This window comes from Actibacterium sp. EMB200-NS6, from assembly GCF_001305615.1.
GTDB lineage: Bacteria > Pseudomonadota > Alphaproteobacteria > Rhodobacterales > Rhodobacteraceae > Actibacterium_A > Actibacterium_A naphthalenivorans.
The window spans coordinates 136014-157294 of record NZ_CP010871.1 but is presented as its reverse complement, the minus strand read 5'-3'; the positions used below and the strand labels follow the sequence as shown (position 1 = coordinate 157294).

General features: G+C 64.2%; 27 protein-coding genes and 1 pseudogene. 10 read left to right on the top strand and 18 right to left on the bottom strand.

Annotated features, from left to right (window positions below; all coding sequences use genetic code 11):
* Both TQ29_RS19390 and TQ29_RS19385 read right to left on the bottom strand, forming a co-directional pair.
* The coding region (locus tag TQ29_RS19390) for an ArdC-like ssDNA-binding domain-containing protein (RefSeq protein WP_054540742.1) at positions 1–625 on the bottom strand (625 nt) is incomplete at its 3' end.
* A gap of 40 nt (positions 626–665) precedes the next feature.
* The gene (locus TQ29_RS19385; protein WP_235974552.1) at positions 666–1136 is read right to left on the bottom strand and encodes a hypothetical protein; all 471 of its coding nucleotides are present in this window, start codon (positions 1134–1136) and stop codon (positions 666–668) included.
* A gap of 352 nt (positions 1137–1488) precedes the next feature.
* On the opposite strand from TQ29_RS19385, the gene TQ29_RS19380 reads away from it, so the two are divergent.
* A complete protein-coding gene (locus TQ29_RS19380; RefSeq protein WP_054540740.1) occupies positions 1489–1782 on the top strand; it encodes a hypothetical protein in 294 nt (97 codons plus the stop codon).
* 28 nt (positions 1783–1810) lie between these two features.
* Here TQ29_RS19380 and TQ29_RS19375 read toward each other — a convergent pair whose 3' ends face one another.
* Together TQ29_RS19375 and TQ29_RS19370 are read right to left on the bottom strand one after the other, a co-directional pair.
* Complete coding sequence (locus TQ29_RS19375; RefSeq protein WP_231582180.1) at positions 1811–2227, bottom strand: hypothetical protein; 417 nt, start codon at positions 2225–2227, stop codon at positions 1811–1813.
* Positions 2220–2489, bottom strand: coding sequence for a type II toxin-antitoxin system prevent-host-death family antitoxin (locus TQ29_RS19370; protein WP_054540739.1), 270 nt, complete (start codon positions 2487–2489; stop codon positions 2220–2222). Before TQ29_RS19370 ends, TQ29_RS19375 begins: the two co-directional genes overlap by 8 nt.
* A 161-nt stretch (positions 2490–2650) precedes the next feature.
* On the opposite strand from TQ29_RS19370, the gene TQ29_RS19365 reads away from it, so the two are divergent.
* Both TQ29_RS19365 and TQ29_RS19360 read left to right on the top strand, forming a co-directional pair.
* Positions 2651–2968: a DUF1153 domain-containing protein gene (locus tag TQ29_RS19365; RefSeq protein WP_054540738.1), complete on the top strand. Its 318-nt coding sequence runs from the start codon at positions 2651–2653 to the stop codon at positions 2966–2968.
* Positions 2965–3786 (top strand): IS3 family transposase, encoded by an 822-nt coding sequence (locus TQ29_RS19360; protein WP_054540737.1) that lies wholly within the window; start codon positions 2965–2967, stop codon positions 3784–3786. Before TQ29_RS19365 ends, TQ29_RS19360 begins: the two co-directional genes overlap by 4 nt.
* 73 nt (positions 3787–3859) lie before the next feature.
* On the opposite strand, the gene TQ29_RS19355 is transcribed toward TQ29_RS19360, so the two are convergent.
* Both TQ29_RS19355 and TQ29_RS19350 read right to left on the bottom strand, forming a co-directional pair.
* Positions 3860–4153 (bottom strand): DNA-binding transcriptional regulator, encoded by a 294-nt coding sequence (locus TQ29_RS19355; protein WP_054540736.1) that lies wholly within the window; start codon positions 4151–4153, stop codon positions 3860–3862.
* Positions 4150–4491, bottom strand: coding sequence for a type II toxin-antitoxin system RelE/ParE family toxin (locus tag TQ29_RS19350; protein ID WP_054540735.1), 342 nt, complete (start codon positions 4489–4491; stop codon positions 4150–4152). Before TQ29_RS19350 ends, TQ29_RS19355 begins: the two co-directional genes overlap by 4 nt.
* 325 nt (positions 4492–4816) lie before the next feature.
* Here TQ29_RS19350 and TQ29_RS19345 point away from each other — a divergent pair, with 325 nt between their 5' ends.
* Positions 4817–5401 (top strand): exopolysaccharide biosynthesis protein, encoded by a 585-nt coding sequence (locus TQ29_RS19345; protein WP_054540734.1) that lies wholly within the window; start codon positions 4817–4819, stop codon positions 5399–5401.
* A gap of 72 nt (positions 5402–5473) precedes the next feature.
* On the opposite strand, the gene TQ29_RS19340 is transcribed toward TQ29_RS19345, so the two are convergent.
* The 5 genes from TQ29_RS19340 to TQ29_RS19320 form a co-directional block, all read right to left on the bottom strand.
* The gene (locus tag TQ29_RS19340; protein ID WP_054540733.1) at positions 5474–7162 is read right to left on the bottom strand and encodes an alpha-amylase family glycosyl hydrolase; all 1689 of its coding nucleotides are present in this window, start codon (positions 7160–7162) and stop codon (positions 5474–5476) included.
* Positions 7163–7614: 452 nt separating this feature from the next.
* Complete coding sequence (locus TQ29_RS19335; protein WP_054540732.1) at positions 7615–7953, bottom strand: hypothetical protein; 339 nt, start codon at positions 7951–7953, stop codon at positions 7615–7617.
* Positions 7954–8291: 338 nt separating this feature from the next.
* Positions 8292–9392, bottom strand: a complete 1101-nt coding sequence (locus TQ29_RS19330; RefSeq protein ID WP_054540731.1) for a DUF3618 domain-containing protein — start codon at positions 9390–9392, stop codon at positions 8292–8294.
* A complete protein-coding gene (locus tag TQ29_RS19325; protein WP_054540730.1) occupies positions 9385–9813 on the bottom strand; it encodes a phage holin family protein in 429 nt (142 codons plus the stop codon). The genes TQ29_RS19330 and TQ29_RS19325 overlap by 8 nt, the downstream gene beginning before the upstream one ends.
* Positions 9813–10394, bottom strand: a complete 582-nt coding sequence (locus tag TQ29_RS19320; protein ID WP_054540729.1) for a hypothetical protein — start codon at positions 10392–10394, stop codon at positions 9813–9815. The genes TQ29_RS19325 and TQ29_RS19320 overlap by 1 nt, the downstream gene beginning before the upstream one ends.
* Positions 10395–10696: 302 nt before the next feature.
* Between TQ29_RS19320 and TQ29_RS19315 the strand changes: the two genes are divergently transcribed.
* Together TQ29_RS19315 and TQ29_RS19310 are read left to right on the top strand one after the other, a co-directional pair.
* A complete protein-coding gene (locus TQ29_RS19315; RefSeq protein ID WP_054540728.1) occupies positions 10697–11650 on the top strand; it encodes a YihY/virulence factor BrkB family protein in 954 nt (317 codons plus the stop codon).
* A 171-nt stretch (positions 11651–11821) separates the two neighbouring features.
* Positions 11822–12316 (top strand): hypothetical protein, encoded by a 495-nt coding sequence (locus tag TQ29_RS19310; RefSeq protein ID WP_054540727.1) that lies wholly within the window; start codon positions 11822–11824, stop codon positions 12314–12316.
* 308 nt (positions 12317–12624) lie between these two features.
* On the opposite strand, the pseudogene TQ29_RS19305 reads toward TQ29_RS19310, so the two are convergent.
* Both TQ29_RS19305 and otsB read right to left on the bottom strand, forming a co-directional pair.
* A pseudogene (locus tag TQ29_RS19305) lies at positions 12625–12975 on the bottom strand (trehalose-6-phosphate synthase); the annotation flags it as partial.
* 3 nt (positions 12976–12978) lie between these two features.
* Entirely contained in the window at positions 12979–13674 is a 696-nt protein-coding gene (gene otsB, locus TQ29_RS19300) for a trehalose-phosphatase (RefSeq protein ID WP_082386793.1), read from the bottom strand.
* Between the two features lie 141 nt (positions 13675–13815).
* Here otsB and TQ29_RS19295 point away from each other — a divergent pair, with 141 nt between their 5' ends.
* A complete protein-coding gene (locus tag TQ29_RS19295) occupies positions 13816–14319 on the top strand; it encodes a superoxide dismutase family protein (RefSeq protein ID WP_054540725.1) in 504 nt (167 codons plus the stop codon).
* A gap of 98 nt (positions 14320–14417) precedes the next feature.
* On the opposite strand, the gene TQ29_RS19290 is transcribed toward TQ29_RS19295, so the two are convergent.
* Positions 14418–14615 carry a hypothetical protein gene (locus tag TQ29_RS19290; protein ID WP_054540724.1) on the bottom strand — a complete coding sequence of 66 codons (198 nt, stop codon included), beginning with the start codon at positions 14613–14615 and terminating at the stop codon, positions 14418–14420.
* Between the two features lie 405 nt (positions 14616–15020).
* On the opposite strand from TQ29_RS19290, the gene TQ29_RS19285 reads away from it, so the two are divergent.
* Positions 15021–15590, top strand: a complete 570-nt coding sequence (locus TQ29_RS19285; protein WP_054540723.1) for a hypothetical protein — start codon at positions 15021–15023, stop codon at positions 15588–15590.
* A 268-nt stretch (positions 15591–15858) separates the two neighbouring features.
* Here the strand turns inward: TQ29_RS19285 and TQ29_RS19280 are convergent, their stop codons facing one another.
* The 4 genes from TQ29_RS19280 to TQ29_RS19265 all read right to left on the bottom strand — a co-directional run bounded on the left by TQ29_RS19280 (position 15859) and on the right by TQ29_RS19265 (position 18446).
* Positions 15859–16713, bottom strand: coding sequence for an SDR family oxidoreductase (locus TQ29_RS19280; RefSeq protein ID WP_054540722.1), 855 nt, complete (start codon positions 16711–16713; stop codon positions 15859–15861).
* A 28-nt stretch (positions 16714–16741) separates the two neighbouring features.
* A complete protein-coding gene (locus tag TQ29_RS21065) occupies positions 16742–17056 on the bottom strand; it encodes a hypothetical protein (RefSeq protein ID WP_183314814.1) in 315 nt (104 codons plus the stop codon).
* An 86-nt stretch (positions 17057–17142) separates the two neighbouring features.
* A complete protein-coding gene (locus TQ29_RS19270; RefSeq protein WP_054540721.1) occupies positions 17143–17967 on the bottom strand; it encodes a manganese catalase family protein in 825 nt (274 codons plus the stop codon).
* A gap of 38 nt (positions 17968–18005) precedes the next feature.
* Positions 18006–18446, bottom strand: coding sequence for a DUF2383 domain-containing protein (locus tag TQ29_RS19265; protein WP_054540720.1), 441 nt, complete (start codon positions 18444–18446; stop codon positions 18006–18008).
* Positions 18447–18876: 430 nt separating this feature from the next.
* Here TQ29_RS19265 and TQ29_RS19260 point away from each other — a divergent pair, with 430 nt between their 5' ends.
* On the top strand, positions 18877–20232 hold the full coding sequence (locus tag TQ29_RS19260; protein WP_173585998.1) for a ParA family protein: 1356 nt from the start codon (positions 18877–18879) through the stop codon (positions 20230–20232).
* Positions 20229–21248 (top strand): ParB N-terminal domain-containing protein, encoded by a 1020-nt coding sequence (locus tag TQ29_RS19255; protein WP_054540718.1) that lies wholly within the window; start codon positions 20229–20231, stop codon positions 21246–21248. The genes TQ29_RS19260 and TQ29_RS19255 overlap by 4 nt, the downstream gene beginning before the upstream one ends.
* Positions 21249–21281 lie beyond the last annotated feature (33 nt).

Below are 21281 nucleotides of genomic sequence, written 5' to 3'. Positions count from 1 at the left end.
AGACCCCGTAGAAATTGCGCGGGTCCTGGAACCGCGTGATGGACGGCATGTAGACCTTGTCCACGGGGGACAAATAGTACGCCTCTGTGCCCGTGAAGACGGTCGTGATGTCGATGGTATCGAAAAACGCCTGCATGTGCGGGATGGGCTCTGACGGCGGATGCTCGGGCACGGGCTCCGGGTCAGGGAAGAAGCTGTCGGGCAAGCCCTCGATCTGGCAGGCATTGAACACACGGTAGGATTTCTGGAAGCGAAATATACGGGCTTCCTCGGAGTGATCATCCCCGTCGCTGCGGTCATGCTCATCTGCGCCCGCGTCTTTCCGGCTTTGACCGTAATAAACGACGACAGAGGACTTCTCGCCCTTGCGGACCTTTGCGTCCAACGCATTGGCTTGCGGCAGCGTCATCCAGAAGGGAGAGCTGTGGCCCGCCATCACGGTCCGCATCGTCAGCAGAAAGTTGTTCACTCCCTGGTAGGGTTCGCCGCCCACGCGCAGGGGGCGAGAACTGCCACCTGCGGTCCAGGGCTTGCGCCACGGTAGGACGCCGCGCTCGATGATACGGATGATTTCGTTTGTGATGACCTCGGAGGCATCGAATTTGGTCGTGCGGGATCGGGCCATGGCTGGCCTCCTTTCGAATGTTGGTGTGAAGGAATGATGATTAGATTGACTGACGGGGCCGCGGATCGTTGACGATCCTCGCGCCGAGCCCTTCGACCATGTCGATGTAGGTGGTCAGCGACACGGACTTGCCGAGACCCGAAGAGTCAGGGTCGACCGATCCGTCCCGCGCCACCCGCGGCAGGTTCGCGAAGGCGATGACATCGGTGACGGGTCGGATATCGATGAACGGCGTGCCACGTGCGACCGCAAGAGCGGCCAAGGGAAAGCGTTCGATGGGCGCGAAGGTCGACACGGTGGTCCAACCGAGATGGATGAATGTTCCACCCTCTCCGCAGGTCACATGCGCGTTTGGCAATGACGCCGCCTGCTTCAGATAGCCGAGGTCACGCAGGACAGTCTCGCGCTCGAGCCGTTGTGCCTGCCCCGTCTGGCCGGTTCGGCGTAGTTCCTTGTGTCGCCACCACCAGGCAGCGGTCGCGCGCAACACGCGCAAAACACCTGTTTGCATCGGAATGCCCTTCATCAGAAAAGACAGACCGGAATCCGGCCCGGACCCATCTGAGGGACCCCAAAGGCCCTCATCTGTCAGTCACAAAACCCGAAGGACACTTTCACTCTTTAGGGATCTGATGCCGGGGAGCGTTAAATGCAAAGCTCATGAGAACGTAGGATCCTCCACTTTCCGGCATCAGACACCAATGAGGAACAGGATCAGGCCCGGACGCCCTCTTTCGGGCATCCTCAGGCCTGACCTCCCCCGGCCCTCCTCTCCCTCTCAAACCCCATGATCTGCGCAAGCGGCTTGCTTTTGTTCCTGTTATGTTCTATTTTAAGAACCACGCTAAGAAGGGAGATCCCCGATGGAAAGCACCACTTACGCCCTGCCCGCGACGCCCAAGCAGATCGCCTATGCGCGCGCGCTGGCCCTGCGCAACCAGACGCTTCTGCCGTGGGAGGTTCAGCAAGATCGGCGCTCCTTGAGCGCCTGGATCGACGCACAGGCCAAGCTGAAGCCGGGCCCGCAGGACAGCCGCCCGACATCGAAGCAGGTCGCCTTCGCCGAGCGTCTCGCCCGGATCAAACGCCGCGCCGTCCCGGATGAGTGTTTCCGCGACAAGGGGCTGATGTCAAAATGGATCGATGGGAACAAATGAAGCTGGGTAGCCCCTGCGGTGATTGAGACTACTTCAGCCGATCAACAATCGATGCTCCGCCCGACCTGGCAAGCGCGATCAGGCTGGACTGGATTTTGGATGTGAAGACGGAACTGAACGTGCCGATGGGCGTGCGGTCCTCCCAGACATAGGACCGCTCCAGAATATCGGTGTTGATCTCGTCCAGCATGACCCATTTGCGGACATGGGTCTCCAACCCCACACGCTGCGACTCGATCTGTGGCACCTCGATGCACTTGCGCGAGGGCAAGGGCGGTTGCGTCGTGATCGGCAGGATGAACACCACGGTCTCGCTATCGGACTTGGCGACAGTGACGGCGATACAGACAGGCCGTGTCTTGCGGCCCTCTGTCTCGCCCGCCATCTGCTCGCGTTTCCACAGGAACGGATAGCGGAAAACCTCTCCAGCACTCGGCTTAGTCATCAGCCTGCGTCAAGTCCCGCTCGAGCCCTTCTATCATCAGCGCCTTGAGATCCTCGGGCATCTCGTCAACCATATGAGCTTGTTGAGTGGCCCCCCGCGCGAGCTGCTGATACTGATCCATGCTCATGAGCACGAATTTCGGCTTGCGATGTTTGGTGATCGCAATCGGCGACCGAATGGCCGCGTCGAACAGGTCACTTGTGTGCCGCGTCAGGTCGGCCGCCTTGAACTCGGGAAGCTCATGCATGATCAGGGTCTCCATTTGTCCAGAATATACATACATTCTGGATATTCTGCAAGAGATGGGTTGAGCCCTTCCATGTGTCATCCGAACCGCCGCACGGTCTCAGTGTAGGTGTACTCATAGGCGGTGTTGTATCGACCCAGTGAAAACCTGCTCATGCTACAAGGGAGAACGTAGCGATGAGTATGACGATGGACGACAGCATCAAGCGTTGGACGGCGAAGCGGAAGACGGCTCTGGTGATCGAGGTCATCCAGGGCAAGACGACCGTGTCGGAGGCAAGTCGATCATTCGACCTCACACCCTCCGAGATCGAGGGCTGGGTTGAAGACGCCAAGCGGGGGATGGAGAACTCGCTGCGCGCCAACCCGCTCGACATCCGCGAGCAGTACGAGAAGCAGCTCAGGGACCTGCAGGAAGCCTATGGCGAGGCCATGCTGGAGCTACGGGCCCGAAAAAAGCTTCAGGCCCTGCTGGATGCGCAGGACGGGAATTGATCCGTCGCATCCAGCAGGGCCTCTTGGCGGAGGGCGTCGCAGTGTCGATCGCCAAGCTCTGCACGTGGTTCGGCATTCCCCGGCGCACGGTCTACTACAAGCCGGTGAAAGCCGCGCCGAAGGTCGATCCCCGCTTCGCTGAACCGATCAAGAAGATGATCGAGGAGGAGCCGTCCTTTGGCTATCGGACCGTGGCCTGGCTCCTGGGCTTCAACAAGAATACGGTGCAGAGGATCTTCCAGATCAAGGGCTGGCAGGTTCGCAAGCGTGCCGTGGGCATGCGGCCTCGCATCCAGGCGGTTCCGTCTGTCGCAGCTGCACCGAACGAGAGGTGGTCGACCGATCTCGCCCGCATCTGGACCGGCAAGGACGGCTGGGCCTCGCTGGCCTTGGTGATCGACTGCCACACCCGCGAGCTGCTGGGCTGGCACCTGTCGAAATCCGGCAAGGCTACGACGGCCAGCGCCGCCCTTGAGCATGCGCTGATCGCGAGGTTCGGCACCCTGGGCCGGGTCGAGGAGGAGTTCCTGCTGAGGTCAGACAATGGCCTGGTCTTCACCAGCCACCACTTCACGGCCATCGTCCGCTGCTACGGACTGAAGCAGGAGTTCATCACCCCTCACTGCCCACAACAGAACGGCATGGTCGAACGCTTCATCCGGACGTTGAAGGAGCAGTGCGTGCATCGACACCGTTTCGAAAGCAGCCAGCATGCGATGCGCGTTATCGGTGACTGGATTGCATTCTACAATAACCGCCGCCCTCATCAGGCGCTTGCCATGCGCACGCCTGCCGAGGCATTCATATTAGCGGCCTAACCTGAGCAGATTCCGCTGGGTCGATACACAAGTTTGCATTCGCATCGACACCACCGCGGCCAGGCACCCCGGTTCACGCGCCGCGCAGCAGATCCTGCACCACGGATGGTTGCCTGGCGATCAATGCCAGCAGAACCTGTGCCGGGCCCGTCGGCTGCCTGCGCCCATGTTCCCAGTTCAGCAGCGTGCCCTTTGCCACGCCAATGCTCTTGGCGAACTCGGCCTGTGACAGACCCGTTTTCTGGCGCACTTCGGCCACGTCGACCTTGGCCACCGACACTTCATGCACCTTGGCACCGGCAAGTTCGCCATTCGCGAAATCCAGCGCCTCTTGCAGGCCCCTGGATACGGATTCGAATGCGCTCATGTTGCGTCTCCATATTTCGCGATGAGCGCCTTGCTCATCTCTACCGCAGCGGTCTGTTCGGTCTTTGACAGGTTGGCCTTTTCGTTCTTGGCAAAGACCGTGATCAGGAAGATCGGCATATGGGGCCCGCCAAAAACATATACCGTCCTGAAACCGCCGCTCTTGCCGCCGCCCTCTCTTGGGATGCGGACCTTGCGCAACCCGCCACCCAGCGACACGCCAGCCTCTGGATTGGCGGCAATAAAGTCGATCGCGGCCTCGCGTTCGTGGTCCGACATGATTGCCCTTGCCCGTCTTTGAAATTCGGGCAGTTCGACGACTGTCTGCAATCGTGCCATTCCTTGTCTCATATAGGTTTCAGCGGTGTATGTGTCAATGACGTATAGCTTGCGTTCGCAAAGGGCAAGGCGGTGTCTGCTGCGCGAACCGGCCGGGGCGCGCAATCGCGGCTGCTGCGGCCCGCACTCCGGATGCGCGGGCGCTGCGAAAACTCGGGAACTTACGCGATGTTCGGGTGTTCGCCTATCTGTAGCTGGTCGCCTGCCTGACCGGTCCGCGATACATCGCGGCATGCCACGGGGAGCCGTTCCCCATGCGGTGACGCAACCAAAGGTCCGTCAGCACCAACATCAGGGCGCCTGTCACAGCCCACGAGTACGCCCCATGACGCACAATACGACACACGCCATCAGCGATGTCCTCGACGCGCTTGAATCCACCGTGCAGGGAGACGAGATCGCTGTCAGCGATGTGGTCGACACGCTTGGTCGGTCGTCTTTCGGATCGCTCATGCTGGTGTTTTCGCTGATCTCCACGTCTCCCGCCAGCGCCATTCCGGGGGTGACCGCCGTGGTGGCGGTTCTGGTGTTCATACTTGTTGCGCAGATGATGGCAGGCCGCGAATCCGTCTGGCTGCCGGCTGTCGTGACCCGTCGTCGGCTTCCCGGCGACAAGCTGTGCAAGGGCATTCGGTGGTTGCGGCGCCCGGTTCGCTTTGTCGAACGGTTTCTCAGGCCGCGGATGACATGGCTTTTCCACCGGCCCTGGCTGTGGCTGCCGATGATCCTTGTCATGGCACTTACGCTCTTCATGCCATTCATGGAGATCGTGCCGACATCGGGGTCCATCGCATCGGCGGTCATCGCGTTGTTCGCCGCAAGCCTGCTGACACGCGACGGGGCGTTGGCGATGCTTTCGCTGGCATTGCTGGCGCTGGTTCCGGCGGCGGCGTTCTACTGGCACGCCTAGCTGCCCGTATCTGCGCCGCGGCGCCGGGGCGATGGCCGCCCCGGACGGTGCTTTTGGTCAGGCTGTACCCGGTCAGGCCAACGCCACCACGGCAAGGCCATCCAGTGTCAGCCGATCTTCGTGCAGGGAAAAGCTGCCGGACGAGAACTGCTCTTGCAGCGAGGACCGCGGCAGCGTCAGCTCGGTCGGCTTCATGTCGAAATTCACCGCGCAGATCAGGCTTTCGCCCGACTTGTCGCGTTCGAAGGCGATGACCTTGGCGGGGGTGTCTTCGAAGATGCGTTCCGAAGCGGTCCGCAGCATCGGGACCGACCGCCGCCAGCGCAGCAGCTTTCGGGTAAAGGCAAGCACCGAATCCGGGTCGGCTTCCTGCACATCGACCGCCGCATCAAGATGCGGGCGGGGCACCTTCAGCCATGGCTCGTCGGAACTTGAGAACCCGCCATTGGGCGCATCGCGCAACCAGGGCAACGGACAGCGCACGCCATCGCGGCCTTCGAAATCGGGCCAGAGCGCCTTGGCCCATGGGTCCTGGATATCCTCGAAGGGGATATGGGGTTGTTGCAGGCCCAGTTCTTCGCCCTGAAACAGAATGGCGCCGCCCATCAGGGTCGCCTGCAGGAAAAGCAGAAGCTTTGCGGCGTCGGCGGAATGGCCCGCCTCGCAGGCCTTTGGCATCAGGTTCGACACTGCGCGCGGCGAATCGTGGTTGGTAAAGACGTTCAGGCTGGATCCCGGCATCAGGTAACGCGACCGCAGGTTCAGCATCGACGTCCAGTCGCGCAAGGTGTCGGCGCGGTTGATCAGATCGAAATCGTAGACCGCGTGCAGCCGGTCGTTGTCGATGGTGTATTTGGGCGCAAGGCGCGAGCTGTCGACATCGGCCAGTTCCCCCACAAGCACCCGCTGGGGCGCGTATTCATTGGCGACGCGGCGCAGTTGATGCAGGATCGGGATGGCTTCGGGCACGTCGCGATCGAACAGGTGGATCTGCTGCTTGAACGGGTTGTTGGGCCCGCCGCCGACCGACGGGTTTTCGGTTGCGCGCGCGGGGGGATTGGATCGCAGATCGCTGTCGTGGCTCAGGCACTGGATGGCGTCCAGCCGGAACCCGTCCAGCCCCATGTCCAGCCAGAACCGCATGTTGTCCAGCACCTCGGCGAGCACCTGCTGGTTGCGCAGGTTCAGCGCGGGTTGGCTGGCCAGGAACGGGCGGTAGCAATATTGCGCCCGCTGCGGCACCCAGCGCCACGCCCGCCCCCCGAACGAGCTGATCCAGTTGTTGGGCGGCCCGCCGTCGGGCGCGGGGTCGGCCCAGACGTACCAGTCGGCCTTGTCATTGTCGCGCGAGGCGGCGCTTTCCTTGAACCAGGGATGTTCGTCGGATGTATGACCGGCGATGAAATCGAACATGATCTTCAGATCGCGTTCATGGGCCGCGTCGATCAGTTCCTGCACATGTTCGACCTTGCCCAGGGGCGGGTGAACGCCGCGAAAATCGCTTACGTCATAGCCGTTGTCTTCTTGCGGCGACGGGTAGAACGGCGTCAGCCACAGCCCGTCGACGCCCAGATCGCGGATGTAGGGCAGTTTCTCGATGACCCCGCGGATATCGCCGTAGCCATTGCCGGAGGTGTCGTTGAACGAATGGGTGTAGACCTCGTAGAACACCGCGCCGCGCCACCATTCGGGCGGCTCGGGCACGGTGCCTCTGTTGGTGATCGCATAGACAAGTTCGGCGTCTCTTTCGGTGACCGACATGCGCTGGCTCCTGTGATCTGCGGGTGTAGGGGGCGCGGTTTGCCGCGCACGAACGGCGCGGCCCGGCGGGTGATGGCAAGATTTACGCGCGCGCGGTCAGCGACGTGCGGGATCTGCCGCGCTGTGTCGTTTCGCGCGCAGCGGGGTTTCCGCTACCGGCACCCCTGCAAGACGCCGCACGCCATTGCGCCGACGCGGGCCGCCCGGTTGGGCAAGACCGGGACAAACGGTGCGCAGCGGGCGTTCGCAAGTGTCAGGTCTGCCGGGCATCGCGCGTCTCCTTTGCCATCGTGACGGGCAGTGACGACCGGGATCGCCAGTCTGTCCCGCCTTGACCCCAGAACAAATTCCGCGCGCGATGGTTCCCGGACCCTGCGCGCGCGGGGTCCGAAGGATCCGGCGATGCAGGTTCAAAACAGTCCGCCGGGTTCCGTTTGCGGTGCGATTGCCATTCACCAGCCAACCCACAGCAAGACAAGGCCCAGACCCAGACCGGCGACCATCACGATTATGGCAAGGCCCCAGGGGTGGGCCGTGCGCTGCAGCTGCGCGGGGGTCTTCTTGGGCTGGCTCGACTCCTGGGCCGCGGTTTCCGCCTTGCGGGCGTTGGCCATCGCGGCGGCGTCCGTCGGGGTGCCGCCGGCTTCGGCGTCGGTGCCCAGAGGCGCGGCTGCCGGGTCGGAAAAGGCGATCTTTTCACCCGTCGCGCCCCGATCAATGTCGTCGCGAAGCCTGGCGGCTTCGGCGCCGCCGCTGCGCGGAGCCGCTTCTGTATCGTTCTCGCCGCTCATTGCACCTACCTCGTTCCTCATGAAGATCCTTGAGCAAACCTTTCTGTGCCGCGATTGTTCCACCTGCGGGCGCTGTCTGACGCATCGGCAAACGCCGATGAAACGGTTTCGCGATACCACAGAGGCCCCCGGCAAATCCCGGCGCGGCAGCGCGCTGCCATAAGGTGATGGTGCTGGCATGGGCACCAGATTCCACGGTTTGACCGTGGCCGATGACGAGCCAGGCCGCCTTTGCCGTCGCGGCGATATCCGGCGACTGGGCGAGCTGCGCCCGCACATGCAAAAGCACCCGCAACAGCGCTGCGGGTGCTTTCCTGCCAATCAGCCCAGTCAGCGCGTCAGCCGCGATGCGGGCCCAGATCTTCGTCAGCGGCCTGTTCGCGGGCGGCGTCGGAAATGCGCTGCACTGCGTCCTCGGCCCGGGTGACGGCGGCATCCGCCGCGGACCCATCGCCAGAGGTTTCGCGATCTGCCGCGTCCTTGAGCCGTCGGCTGGCCGCATCGGCATCCGCGCGCAGCTCGCCACCAATGGTACGCGCCTCGTCCAGCGCGGCGCCGGCGACGCGTTCGGCCTTGGCGCGTTCCTCTTGGAACAGGGCCTCGGCCTCGTCATAAAGACGGTCGCTGTGTTCGCCGAAATGCTCGTCTTCGAACTGGGTGCGCGGCAGGCTGCCGGCGGCGAACGCCCCCGCTGCAAGCGCAAGGGCACCTGCCACAAGCGGGTTTTCCTCGAAGAACTCCACCGCCCGGTCGGCGCCGCTGCGCGCCTTGCGGTTGATATCTCCGCCGGTGCGGCGCAGGCTCTCACCGGCCAGAATGGCGCGTTCACGCGCGGCGATCACCCGTTCGCGCGCCTCGGCGCTCAGACGTTCGGTGCCTTCGGACAGCTGGTCGGCGAATTCCCTGGACCGGTCGCGCACGCGCGCCCTGGCATGGGCTGCGCCGTCCCGGGCGGCCCCGGCGTGGTCAGAGGCGGAATTCGCGCCGTACTTGACGTAGTTTTCTGTCCGGTACCATTTGGCGCGAGCCTTTTGCGCCGCCGAAAGCCCCTGCGACCTGGGGCCGATTTCGCCCACCGGAACCGGGCCGCGCGGCGGCGTAAAGCTGGCGGTGTCAGAGGGGCCATATCGGCTGTCGCCCTGATCGCTGCCCGAGGCGCGGGACGCGGTGTCGGCGATCTTGTCGGCAGACGGGCCCTTGCCGAACATCAGCCAGCCAAGACCGACGGCGGTAACGCCAAGCGCCAGCGGATTGGCGCGGGCGGCATCCATGGTCGAGCGGCCGAAGTCTTCGCCGTGGCGACCGACAGTGTCGGCGATGCTGCGAAAGATGGTGTCAGGGGTAAAGGTCGATTCCAGCGTGCGGATGGTATCCTGCAGCGCGGCGCGATTGCGTTCCAGCTCGCGTTCGATCTCGTCTGGGGTGCGTTTGTCAGTCATTGCTCATTTCCTTTGCGACGGCGTCGCGATCCCGTTCCAGGTTGCGACGGGTCCGGGTCGGGGCGAGCGAGGCAAGTTTCAGGTTGCCCTGCCCCGATTTCACGAGGATCATGGCGATGACAAGCAGCACGCCGCCCACGATCAGCGCCGACCACAGCGGCGACAGCCCGGCTGCGACGATCGCGGTCACCGCGGCCCCCGCCAGCACGTTCAGTGCCACCAGCAAAAGGACGATGCCGCCCACGATCATGCCAACGGCGCCGCCGGCCTTTTTGACGTTCTGGTCAAGCTCGGCGCGGAACAAGTCCATCTCGCCGCGCATCAGCGCGATGACCTGCTGGATCGCCTGGCCAAGCAGGTTGCCGGTGTCGCGGATCTGGGTGCGCGCGCCCTGCGGGGTACGGGTATCGGTGCTGGACATCAGTGCTCTCCCGGCGTGAGGTAGGTGGCGGGGATGACGGCGGGCGCCATGACATCGTCGGGACGGGTTTCCGGCGCGGTGGCCGGGGCCGAGGTGGGGGCCGAGGTTGTGACCTGACCAGACGGTGCGTTATAGGGCGCGTCGGCGCCGGGGCGCGGCGCGCCTGACGCCTTGGCAAAACGTGTGGCGGCAAACCCGGCCAGCGCGGCCCCCCCGAGAAAGCCCAGCGGGTTGCGGCGGGCAAAGGCGCTTACGTCTGCGGCAAGGTCGGCCAGATCGCGATCGCGGATGGCATCCGAGACGCCCGAAAGGCTGCCTGCGACCTGTTCAAAGGCCCGTTCCTGCGGCGAGCCGTGGCGCAGTTCTGCGGCGGCCGAATTCAGCGCCCGGGCAATGCCCGACAGCTCGGATGCCACGCCCGATTTGGCGCGGTCGGCCTGATGGGTGGCTTCTTCGCGGGCGCGGGTGCCGACGCTTTCGGCAGCGTTGCGGGCGTCGTCGCTCAGGCGTTCAGCAGAGCGTTTGAGGTCTTCGCCTGCCTCCTGCCCGACGTCGCGGGTGTTGTGATCAAGGTCTTGCATGTCGCTCTCTGTCTTTTGTGTTCCCCGGGCGTGGCCCGGGAACGCGGTGGCAGTGTTGAACCGGATCGGCAGTGCCTGGCTTTTCAGGGCAAAAAGCCGCCGTGCCGTCGACGCGGGGTCGACGGGGAAACTGCATCTGCATTCTGCTGGCGGGTGGCCCGCGATCCGTTTCGTTGATGTTTCGATAACACGCGGCGTGAACGGCGGTTCCTGCCGGAAGGGATTTTTTCGTGCCGCGCCGCTGCGCGGGAACCACACGGGCGGCGGGGTGTTCCCCCCGCTCAGCTTTGCGGAGAGACACCATGCACGGATCAGACCGACGCGGCCGCGGCGCCATACGCCCCTCTGACATTCCCGCCGCCGGGTGGCGCGACATCTTCTTGCGGGTCTACGCCGAACTGTCGCGCGACCACGTTTCGGTGGTGGCGGCGGGGGTGGCCTTTTTCGGGTTGCTGGCGCTGTTCCCTGCCATCGGGGCGGTAATGTCGGTGGCCGCGCTGGTGACCGACCCCGCGACGATCGAAACACAGCTGGCCGAATTTCTGGCTGTGCTTCCCGAAAACGCCGCCGCGATCATCGAGACGCAGGCGCGGGCGGTGGCCTCTAGCGGGCAGACCGGGCTGGGCCTTGCCGCGCTGCTGGGGGCCGCGCTGTCGATCTATGGCGCGTCCAAGGGCATGCGCACCCTGATCGAGGGCATGAACATCGCCTATGACGAGGATGAAAAGCGCGGGTTCTTCAAGAAACTGGCGGTGTCGCTGGGCCTGACGCTGTTTTTGGTGTTCGGGCTTTTGCTGTCCATCGCCGTGGTTGTCGTGCTGCCTGCGCTGCTGGGCGGGATGGGCCTGCCGGGCGGCATCGTCGCGGTGATCGAATGGGGCCGCTGGCTGCTGCTTGCTGTGCTTTCGGTGGCGGGGCTTGCGGTGCTGTACCGCTTTGGCCCCTCGCGCGAGGACCCCGAATGGCGCTGGGTCACCTGGGGGGCGGTCATCGCGACGGTGCTGTGGGTCGCGGGCTCGCTGGGCTTTTCGCTCTATGTGCGCAGCTTCGGCAGCTACAACGAAACCTATGGCACGCTGGGCGGGGTCATCATCTTGCTGACGTGGCTGTGGCTGTCAGCCTATATCGTGCTGCTGGGCGCCGAGATCAATTCCGAGATGGAACACCAGACCCGCCATGACAGCACCACGGGGCGCGATCTTCCGATGGGCCGCCGCGGGGCGGTCAAGGCGGACGAGGTGGGCGAAAGCCCCTGAGCCTGCCGGCGTCGCCGGCCCGGCAGTGCCTGATTGCAGGGCATCGCGCCGGATGGCCGCAACGAAACAGCCCCCTGAACGGCCCGAAGGGCGCATTGTACCCGCGCAGCAGGAACATATCGGCCCCGTTCAGGTTGGGCCTGTGTCCACAAGCCCAAGCCGGAGGAATCAATGCACAAATTCACTGTCATGAGCCTGTTTGCCGCGATGGCGGCATGCGGCACCGCGCTGGCGGCGCAGGATGCCGGGGCGCCCACACTGACGCTGGCGGCCAGCGAAGAATTCGGGCCCTACGTTCTGGGGCCGGACGGGCGCCCCGTCTACGCGATGCTGACAGAGCTGAAAATCGGAGACGGGCAGGATGCCCTGCAATCGTGCGAAGTCACCTGCCGCGACAATTGGCCGGTGCTGATCGTCGATGGCGACGTGACCGTGGGCGACGGGCTTGACGCGGCAATGGCCGACACGCTCGACTGGCGGGGTCGGAAAGTGGCGCAATATGGCGATCAGCCTCTGTTCCAGTTCTACCGCGACCAGCCCGGCGAGGAACCGCAGGGCCAGGGCGTTTTCAGCTTTGGCGGCTACTGGGCGTTGCTGACCCCAGAGGGCAAGACGTTGCGCACCGATACCATGCCCGAGCAGGACGAAACCGCCGATCCAGACTGATTTTCGACGCTTCCACCGGTCACCGCAGTCCGGGCGACGGGTGACCGGGACATCATGCAAGCATCGTATGGCTGCCCCGCCAACGACCCTCCTGAACAGCACGGCGCACATGACGGGTCCGGCGCGGCAAGCCGCAACAGGGCCGTGACCCCCCTGCCCTGATCATTCCTGCCCTGAAACCCGTCTGGCCTGCAGAGCGCCTTGCCGCGTTGTTTTCGCGGCAAGGCGGTTTCGTCGCCCCAGGCCTGCGCGCAGGATGACGGGGCAACAGCCCTGCCGGGCACTTCCCCCACACCCGGCGCGCGGGGTTACTTGATCGGCTCTTCGATCTGCTGCCGCGTGTCGTAGCCGCCGTTCGAGCGGCGCGCAAAAGGCGAAATGCCCCCGAAAGACGCCCCCAGCGTCGGCACGCAGCTGCGCAGCGAGGCCAGGAACCGGTCAGCCCAAAGCGCGGCATCGGTCTGGCGCACCACCTCCATGCTGGCGGCGTGGCGGGCGCGGCGTTCTTCCAGCGGCATTGTAAAGGCGGCGTGGTAGGCGGCGGCGATCTCGTCGATGTCATAGGGGTTGACCAGCAGCGCCTCGGTCAGGTCTTCGGCCGCCCCGGCAAAGCGCGACAGGATCAGCACGCCGGGGTCATCGGGGTCTTGCGCGGCGACGGTTTACACATCGCCGATGCGCAGCCCGAAGCCGCCCATCGCCTGCGCGGCGCGAAACCCGTCTTCGTCGGTGGTGTCATCGCCGATCATCACGGGGCGCCGCCCGGCAAAGGCCGACTCCTGCATCAGGCGCCTTAGCGCGGCGCCCTTGTCGATGCCGCGCAGGGCGGCCTCGCTCACCATGTGGCCGTGCAGCAGGCGCAGATCGTGGCGGGCGGCGACCTGTGCGACCTGCTGGCGGAAACGGTCGGCATCTTCTGGGCGGTTGCGGTAATGCAGCGCGACCGAACCGGGCTTGTCCTCGATCAGCAGGCCCGCATCATCCGCAAGGGGTTTGAGATCGGCAAAGGCGGCATCCAGCCCGCCTTCGCCCTGCGCGGGGGGCAAGGCGCGCCCGTCCGCCAGCCGGATTTCCAGCCCGTGCGAGCCCGAAAGCGCCAGCGGCAGCGGCCCCACCCGTTGCGCCAGATCATCCAGCGCGCGGCCCGACACGATGGCGATGGCCCCCTGCGTCGCATGGGCCAGCCGGTCCAGCAGGGCCAGCGTGTCGCCGGATGGGCGCGCATCTTCGGGGCGGTCCACCAGCGGCGCAAGCGTGCCGTCGAAATCCAGGAAAAGCGCGTGTTCGCGCCAGTCGACCAGCGGGATGGCCCCCGCGTCGCCAAGTCCGCCCGTCGGCGGCGAAACCGTGTCTTCCATCGCCTGTCCTCCTGTGTTCGCTGGGCAAACACCTGTGCCTTGCGGATGTTCCTTTGGGGGCGGCGCTGGAACCTATGGGCCCCGGGCCGGTTTTGCCAAGTGACCCGGGCCCCGCCGGGCATTCGCTAGCAGGAGATGACGATGAAATCCCTTACCCTGACGGCGGCGGCGCTTTGCGTTCTCGCCCCCGCCCTTCACGCCGCTGAAACCTCCGCCGAGGTGCAGGGCCTTGACGGCACCGATCTGGGCGCTGTCAGCGTGCGCGACACCCCTTCGGGGATGGCGCTGGCGACGGTGACGCTGATGAACCTGCCCGAGGGCATCCACGCGATCCACCTGCACGAAACGGGCGATTGCGAATCCGATGATTTCAGTTCGGCCGGCGGGCATATCGCCGGGGATCGCAGCCACGGCGTGCTGTCCCAGGACGGCCCGCACCCGGGCGACATGCCCAACCTGACCGTCAAGGAAGACGGCGTTGGCGAGGTCGAGGTGTTCCTGCCGCTGCTCGAGGTCGAACGTGACCTGTTGGACGATGACGGCGCCGCATTCGTGGTGCACGACGGCATCGACGACTACGAAAGCCAGCCCTCGGGCGATGCGGGAGGGCGGATCGCCTGCGGCGCGTTCTCGGTCGCTGAATGATTTGCGCCGGGGCGGGCCGTTTGGTGCGCCCCAAGCCGCCTGAACGCGAAAGGGGCCGGCGAAATCGTCGGCCCCTTGTTTTGTTCTTTCAAGCGAAATCAATAGGTTCCGGGCGGATCGCTGGCCGGGAAGGATTCGTCGATCGCCTCATCCGTGCGATCCCAGGTGGGCGGCGGGTTGCGCATTTGCGACGGTCCGGCGTCGCGGACAGGCAGCTCGGGCTCCGGGGTCCGGGGTTTGCGGAACAGGGCGATCGCGCCAAGCGCCGCCGCCCCCAGTATTAGTCGCGTGATCATGTGCTTTCCTTTCGGCTATCTCCGCGTCGCTGCGGTAATTGATTGTTCCGAAGCGGTCGGTGCGGCCCGCCTCGGTCTTGTCCTGAAACAGGGTCGGGTGCGTTCTTCGAAGGTTGCGCCGCGCCCGGGTCGTGGTGCCGGAACATCCGACCCAGAACCGCGGCGTGGCTTCATTCTCGCCCTTTCGAACCGCCGCAAAGGCGATGCGTCGAAGCAACCCCTCGGGGCGGGGCTCGGTTCCACGGTTCGGTCAAGATCGCGGTCTGCCGCTTTTGAGTTCGGCTTGTTGCCCAAGCGACATCGGCGAAACCGGCGCAAAACCAGGGCAAGTTTTGCAGGATGTTCCCGGCGGCGCGGAACCCCTGCCGGTGCCCGGCGGTTTGGCAAGCAAAGACGGAGACGCGAATGGATCGGCTTGAGTTCAGGATTTTCGGTGCGCAGTTGGCGCAGGTGCGATCCCGCCTTGCGGGGATGGCGACGCCTGGCCCGCCCGAGCGGCGGACGGATGTGTATTTTACCCCGCCGGGGCTGCGGCACCCCCACCAGACCTTCAAGCTGCGCGGCGCGGCAGCGCTTGACTGCAAGCGGCTGACGGATACCTGCGGGCCGTTCGAACGCTGGTCGCCGCGGGGCTGCGTGGCGTTGCCCGCCACCGGGGCGGAACTGGCGGTGTTTTCCGGCGCCGCCGGGTTTCCCGCGCTGGACCCGGGCCGGACCTACAGCGCCGACGATATCACCGAAGCCTTTGCCGCGCAGGGCAACCGGGTCTTTGCGCTGCGCAAGATCCGGCGGAAATTCCCCTTGGGCGGTTGCGAAGCGGAAGCGACCCAGCTGGAAATTCCCGCAGGGGTGACATTCTGGACCGTCGCCATCGAAGGCGCGGCGCGGGCCGACATGGAACGCGTTGTCGGGGCGCTTGGGGTGGGCGCGCGGCGCAACGTGAACTATCCCGCCTGGATCGCCGCCCAGATGTGAGGCGCCCGGATCATCGCGCCAGTGGTCGGGTATACGAGGGCGAGCGGCAGCCGCGCCTTGGGCGCGGCATCGACGTGTTCACGATTGCCCGGAGATAACCTCCGGCGGGCACTCAACTGGCGCAGCGCCTCGGGCTGATGCGGTGTCCTGAACACCGGGCGAGGCCCCCTGCCCCATGCGCGCGCGTCAGCCGGGCCTGAAACGATACCCCTCGCGCTGCCGCGCGAGGGGCGCCCGCAGCGCGCCATTCCCTGAAAGCGCACCGGTGTTATATGATCGGCTTTCCGCCGGTCACCGCGATGGTCGCCCCCGAGGTATAGCTTGACGCCGGATCGGCGAGCATCACGTATGCCGACGCAAGCTCGGCGGGCTGCGCCGGGCGCCCCATCGGGTAGTTGGCGCCGAAATTGGCCACGCTGTCCTTGGGCAGCGTCGCGGGGATCAGCGGGGTCCACACCGGCCCCGGCGCCACGCAGTTCACCCGGATGCCGCGCGCGCCCAACGATTGCGCCAGCCCGGCGGAAAAGTTCTGGATCGCGCCCTTGGTGCTGGCATAGGCCAGAAGCCCGGGGTTGGGCATGTCGGAATTGACCGATGCCGCGTTGATGATCGCGCCGCCCTCTTTCATGAGCGGCACGGCGGCCTTGGACAGATAGAACATCGAAAAGATGTTGGTGCGGAAGGTCAGCTCCCATTCCTCGTCGGGAATGTCTTCTAACGTGTCGAAATGCATCTGATGCGCGGCATTGTTCACCAGAATATCCAGCCGCCCGAAGCTGTCGGCGGTGCGCGCGACGATCTCGCGGCAATGCTCGGCGGACTGGATGTCGCCGGGCAGCACCAACGCGCGCTGCCCCGCCTGTTCGACCAGTTCGCGCGTGCGGTCAGCCTCGGCGCTTTCGGACAGGTAGGAAATTGCCACGTCAGCGCCTTCACGTGCATAGGCCAGCGCGACGGCCCGGCCGATGCCGCTGTCGGCGCCGGTGATCAGCGCGGCCATCCCGGCCAGCCGCCCCGACCCGCGATAGCTGTCTTCGCCATGGTCGGGAACGGGCTGCATGTCCTGTGTGCTGCCGGGCAGGTCCTGGGTCTGTTGGGGAAACGGGGGGCGGGGATAGGCCATTTGTGAAGTCTCCGTTTGCGGCTATGTGTCACTCGGGGCCAGAGCCGCCGGTGATGCGGTCCTCGGGGCCGGGGCGCTCGTCGGCAAGTTTGCCCTTGCTGGCGGCCTTGCCGGGTTCGCCCTTGCCCTCTTGATGATTGTCAACGTGCTGGTGGAACTGGCGCGTCTGAACATGCGCGCTGTCCAGCCCGCGCTGGTCGGAATGCCGCGAGGTGTCGCGGTTCGACAGGATCTCGTTGTCGGGAAGCGGGTTGACATCGGCCGGGGACATCCCGCCTTCGGCGCTGCCCTTGCCGTGGTCCTGTTGGCCCGGCCCGAAAGATTTGCGGTCGGCGTTTGCCATGGCGTTTATCCTTTTCGGCTCTGGGTTCGATTGCCGCCCGGCAAGGTCGGCGCAAGGTGGCATGCCGCCCTGCGCCGCACGGGGGGTCAGGTCTGTTCCGACTGGGCGCCGGAATGGGGCTTTGCCTTGCCCAGCGTCGGCTTCTGGCCCAGCGGTTCGACCTTTTCGCGCACCGAGAATTCAGAGCGCCCGTCAAGCGACGGCCCTGCGGTCCAGCGGCCCTGCGGCGTCGGCTCGTCCAGCGAGGTGTTGAGGAAATAGTAGCTGTGTTCCGTCGCCTCGTGCGCGGTCGGGGTGGAATTGGGGATCGGAAGCTGCTGTTCCCAGCCGCCCAGTTCCTCGATCACCGCAAGCCACTGCTGCTGGTGCATGGTGTCGCGCGCGATCAGAAAGGACAGCATGTCGCGCATGCCCGCATCGCCGGTCATGTTGTAAAGGCGGCTTGCCAGCACACGCCCGCCGGATTCCGCCGTGGCATTGGCCATCATGTCGGCGGCAAGGTTGCCGGTGGCGTAGACGTGGCTCATGTCGAAGGGCACGCCGTTGGAATTGACCGGCATCGCCGACAGGCCCGAAGACAGGATGTGGCGCGGGTTCATGCCGCCCAGGATGGCGTGCACCACCGGGTCTTTCGCGGCCTCGTCCTGCATCGACACCGGCGCGCCCTCAAGGTTCAGCGCAACGGCGTGGCCGAGGAATTCGATATGGCTCAGCTCTTCGGTGGCGGTCATCATCAGCATGTCGCGATATTTGGAATCGCCGCGCGCGCCCATCGCCTGAAAGAAATACTGCATCGCGACGCGAATTTCGCCCTCGATACCGCCGATGGCCTGCTGCAAGTGCTTGGCAAAGGCCGGATTGGGGGAATCGACGCGAACTTCGTACTGCAGGCGCGAGGAATGATGGAACATCGTTTTCTCCTTTGTTTTACATAGTTCCAGAGGGGGTTCTACGCCTTGGCGGCATCACGCAGCCACGCGCGGTGGTGGCTTGCATCGGTTAGCGCGGCTTCCGCGAGCGGCATCAGATCCGGCGGGGTTTCGGGGTTCGCCATCGCGTTCTGCCAGGCGTCGACAAGGGTGCTTTCGTTGCGCGACATCGCGCGCAGCAGGGTCTTGTCGTCGCCCGCAAGTGCGGCGAGTTCGACCCGCCCAACGGTCAGCAGCGCCCGCAGGTCGCCGCCCTCGGTCGGGGTGACGCCGACCCTTTCGGCATAGTCGCGCAGTTCCTGGATATGCGCCGGCAACTGCTGACAGGTCATTTCCGCCTTGTCGAAATGATCCCGCGACGAAAGCCTGTCGCGCAAGGTTTCGCACGCGGCCAGCATATCCTGTTCAAGCGCCATCAGGTTCTGCACCAGATGGTCCGCCCGGGGTTCGGTTCCAATCATCTTGCAGGTCTCCGCTTCGTGTTTTCTGCACCGGAAACCGGGCAGGAGCGGTTCTGTTCCCGTTAAAAAATTTGACCTTGGGCGGGAACATTTTGGCAGGATGCCTGGCAGCAAGGATGGCGCCGAAGGCTGCGCCCTGATCTTGCACAGACACGGCTTCGACCTCGCTGCGTGGCCGCAAGCCAGGGCGGCCTGTCACTGCGGGAGGTCATCTCGTGCGATGGCAAAGATGCGGCGCAAAGCAGGCGGGCGTCCGGTCGAACCGTCGATCTTGAACGCGTTCAAGATTGATGGTTTGGTAACGACAAAGCTGCCAAATATGCGCCTGAAATTCATAGGCGCGTGGTATCTTTATCTTTCGCGCATAACCGTGCTACCATGACGCCAGAATCGAGTCGAACTCGGACCCAACCGAAGTCAGGGCTTATATATGAGCGGTAGTTTAGAACAGTTTTTGACAGATCTGTCACGTGGGCTCGAGCGCACGATGGTGGCAGTGAACAAAGAACTTACATTGCGTCAGCGCATCAAGCGCACGTGGTCCATGCGCCAATGCGCAAGGTTCCTGAATGTAAGCATTCAGTACCTGACCAAGTTCGCCAATTCGAGCGACGACTTTCCCGCAGGCGAATACGTCGGAAGAGAGCGCGTTTTCACGCTGTCCGAATTGATGCAGATGCGGGCGCTTCTGGCGGCCTCGGCAAAGCGGCCCTACGATTATCTTGCCTGGCGCAAGCCCGACGCCCCCCTGCCCGTCATCTCATTCGCGAGCCAGAAAGGCGGCACCGCCAAAAGCCTGAGCGCCGCGCATTTCGCCCAGTATCTCAGCCTGCATTACGGCATGCGTGTGGGGGTCATGGATGCCGACCCGCAAAGCACCATAACGCTGTATTTTGTCGGCGGAGAGGGGCTTCCCCAGATGCCCGATGAAAACACCGCATCGATGGTGGATTTTGCCGGTCTCTTTCAGTCGGAAGACGCGCCATACACCGACCACGATGCGCAAACGCTTGACAGCTTCTTTCTCAAGACCTCATGGCCGGGGCTGCGCCTGCTGCCTGCCCACGGCGAAACATCCGAGGGCGAAATCCAGATTGCGCGACTTGTCCGCGAAGCCCCCGCCGAGAAAAGCTTTTACCGCTACCTGCGCGATGCCATCGACCGCTGGAAGGCGGGTCACCCGCCAAAAACCCTGCCCAATGAACTGGTGGTCGACGGCAAGGTCGATCAGCAACGTCTGGACGCCGCGCTGACCGAAACGCTCGATGTCATCATCATCGACTATCAGCCCGCGCTTACCCTGTTTCAGCTGAACAACGTGATTGCGTCGTCTTCGCTGGTCATTCCGCAAACCATGAAGGGGTTCGACATCGCGACGCTGTCCACCTTCGTGAGCGGCCTGCTGGGGATGCTTCAGCACATTCTGGCCCATGAACGGATCGAGATCGGATCCGGCGCAAACATGCTGTTGCCGACGATCGTGCAACGTTCCAACGCGCAGGACCTCAACCATATCGGGAACCTGCTGGAACATTGCCCGACAGAGATCTTGCCGGTGTTCTATCTGCGTTCCGACGCGATCTCGAATGCGTCGGATGTGTATCAATCCGTCTACGAATACGAGCCGGACACGCCGGGAAAGCGCAAGGGGATCAACCGGTTCATCACAAATGCCGATGCCGTGAACGACGCCATAGTGTCGCGGCTCTGGCCGGGCCTCGAACGGGGCTACGCCGATACATGGATGGACGAGTTCTACGAAGACGACGGCGAGGGTGACGCATGAAACGCAGTATTCCAAGGTCGCTGGTCAGCAAGGCCACCAACCCCGATACACCCAAGGAGCGCGCCAGCGGGGCCGAAGGCAGCACCGCGGGCGACGCCGTTTCAACACCTTTCAAGGGTGCCGGCAGCGCCTGGAAGTCCGGAGCGCTTGCACAGTCGCAAGCCGCCATGGAGCGCAGCAGGTCCGAGCTTTGTTCCGACATCCTGAACGGGCGCCATGAGATACGACTGTCGCCGTACCAGATCTCGGATCCGATGGGGACCGACCGCCGACAGGACTGGATGTCGCAGGACGCTTTCAGGTCCTTGGTTGGCAGCATTGCCGCGAACGGGCAGGACACCCCGATTCTGGTCTGGCCCGAGGATCCGCACTGGACACCGGATCCGTTGGATCCGACAAATGTGGATGGCGTTGCATTCGTTATGCTGACGGGGCGTCGCCGACTGGCGGCCGCGTCGGAACTCGGGGTGCCTCTTCGTGCAATTCTTGCCCCGCCTGACGCGCGCAGCGCCGAGAACAGCAAATTCGAAATGTTGTTCCTTCGGTTCCGCGAAAATGAAGAGCGTGAAAACCTCAGCCCCTTCGAGCGCCTGGTTTCGATCGGTGAAATGTATGAGACACTGGCGTCGGGCGCGGAAAAGCTGACGGCCGTCGCCTTCGCGAAAAAGATTGGCGTGCATGAGAGCCTGGTCTCGCGTGCACGGTCCGTATTCGCTGCGCAGGATCAAATCTTGAACGCGTTCAAGAATGCCTACGACATGAGCTTTCGCGATCTGCAGGCGGCCCTCGCGGGTCTGGAGAGGGCGAACAAATCAAAGCCCAAACCGAAGGCCAAGCCCCGAAAGATCACGGTGAAACGCAAGGTGGGCAACCGAAATCTCTCGGTCACTTCTGTGGATGGAAACCTGTCCATCAAGGTTGCAGGAGTGCCGATTGACCAGGAGCGTCTCGAAAAGCTTGGAGATCTCGTCGCAAGCTATCTGAGCGCCCAGAGCCCGGAGAAGGGCACCGACTGACAACACTGTCGGCGGCAAGGTCTTCAGAACAAT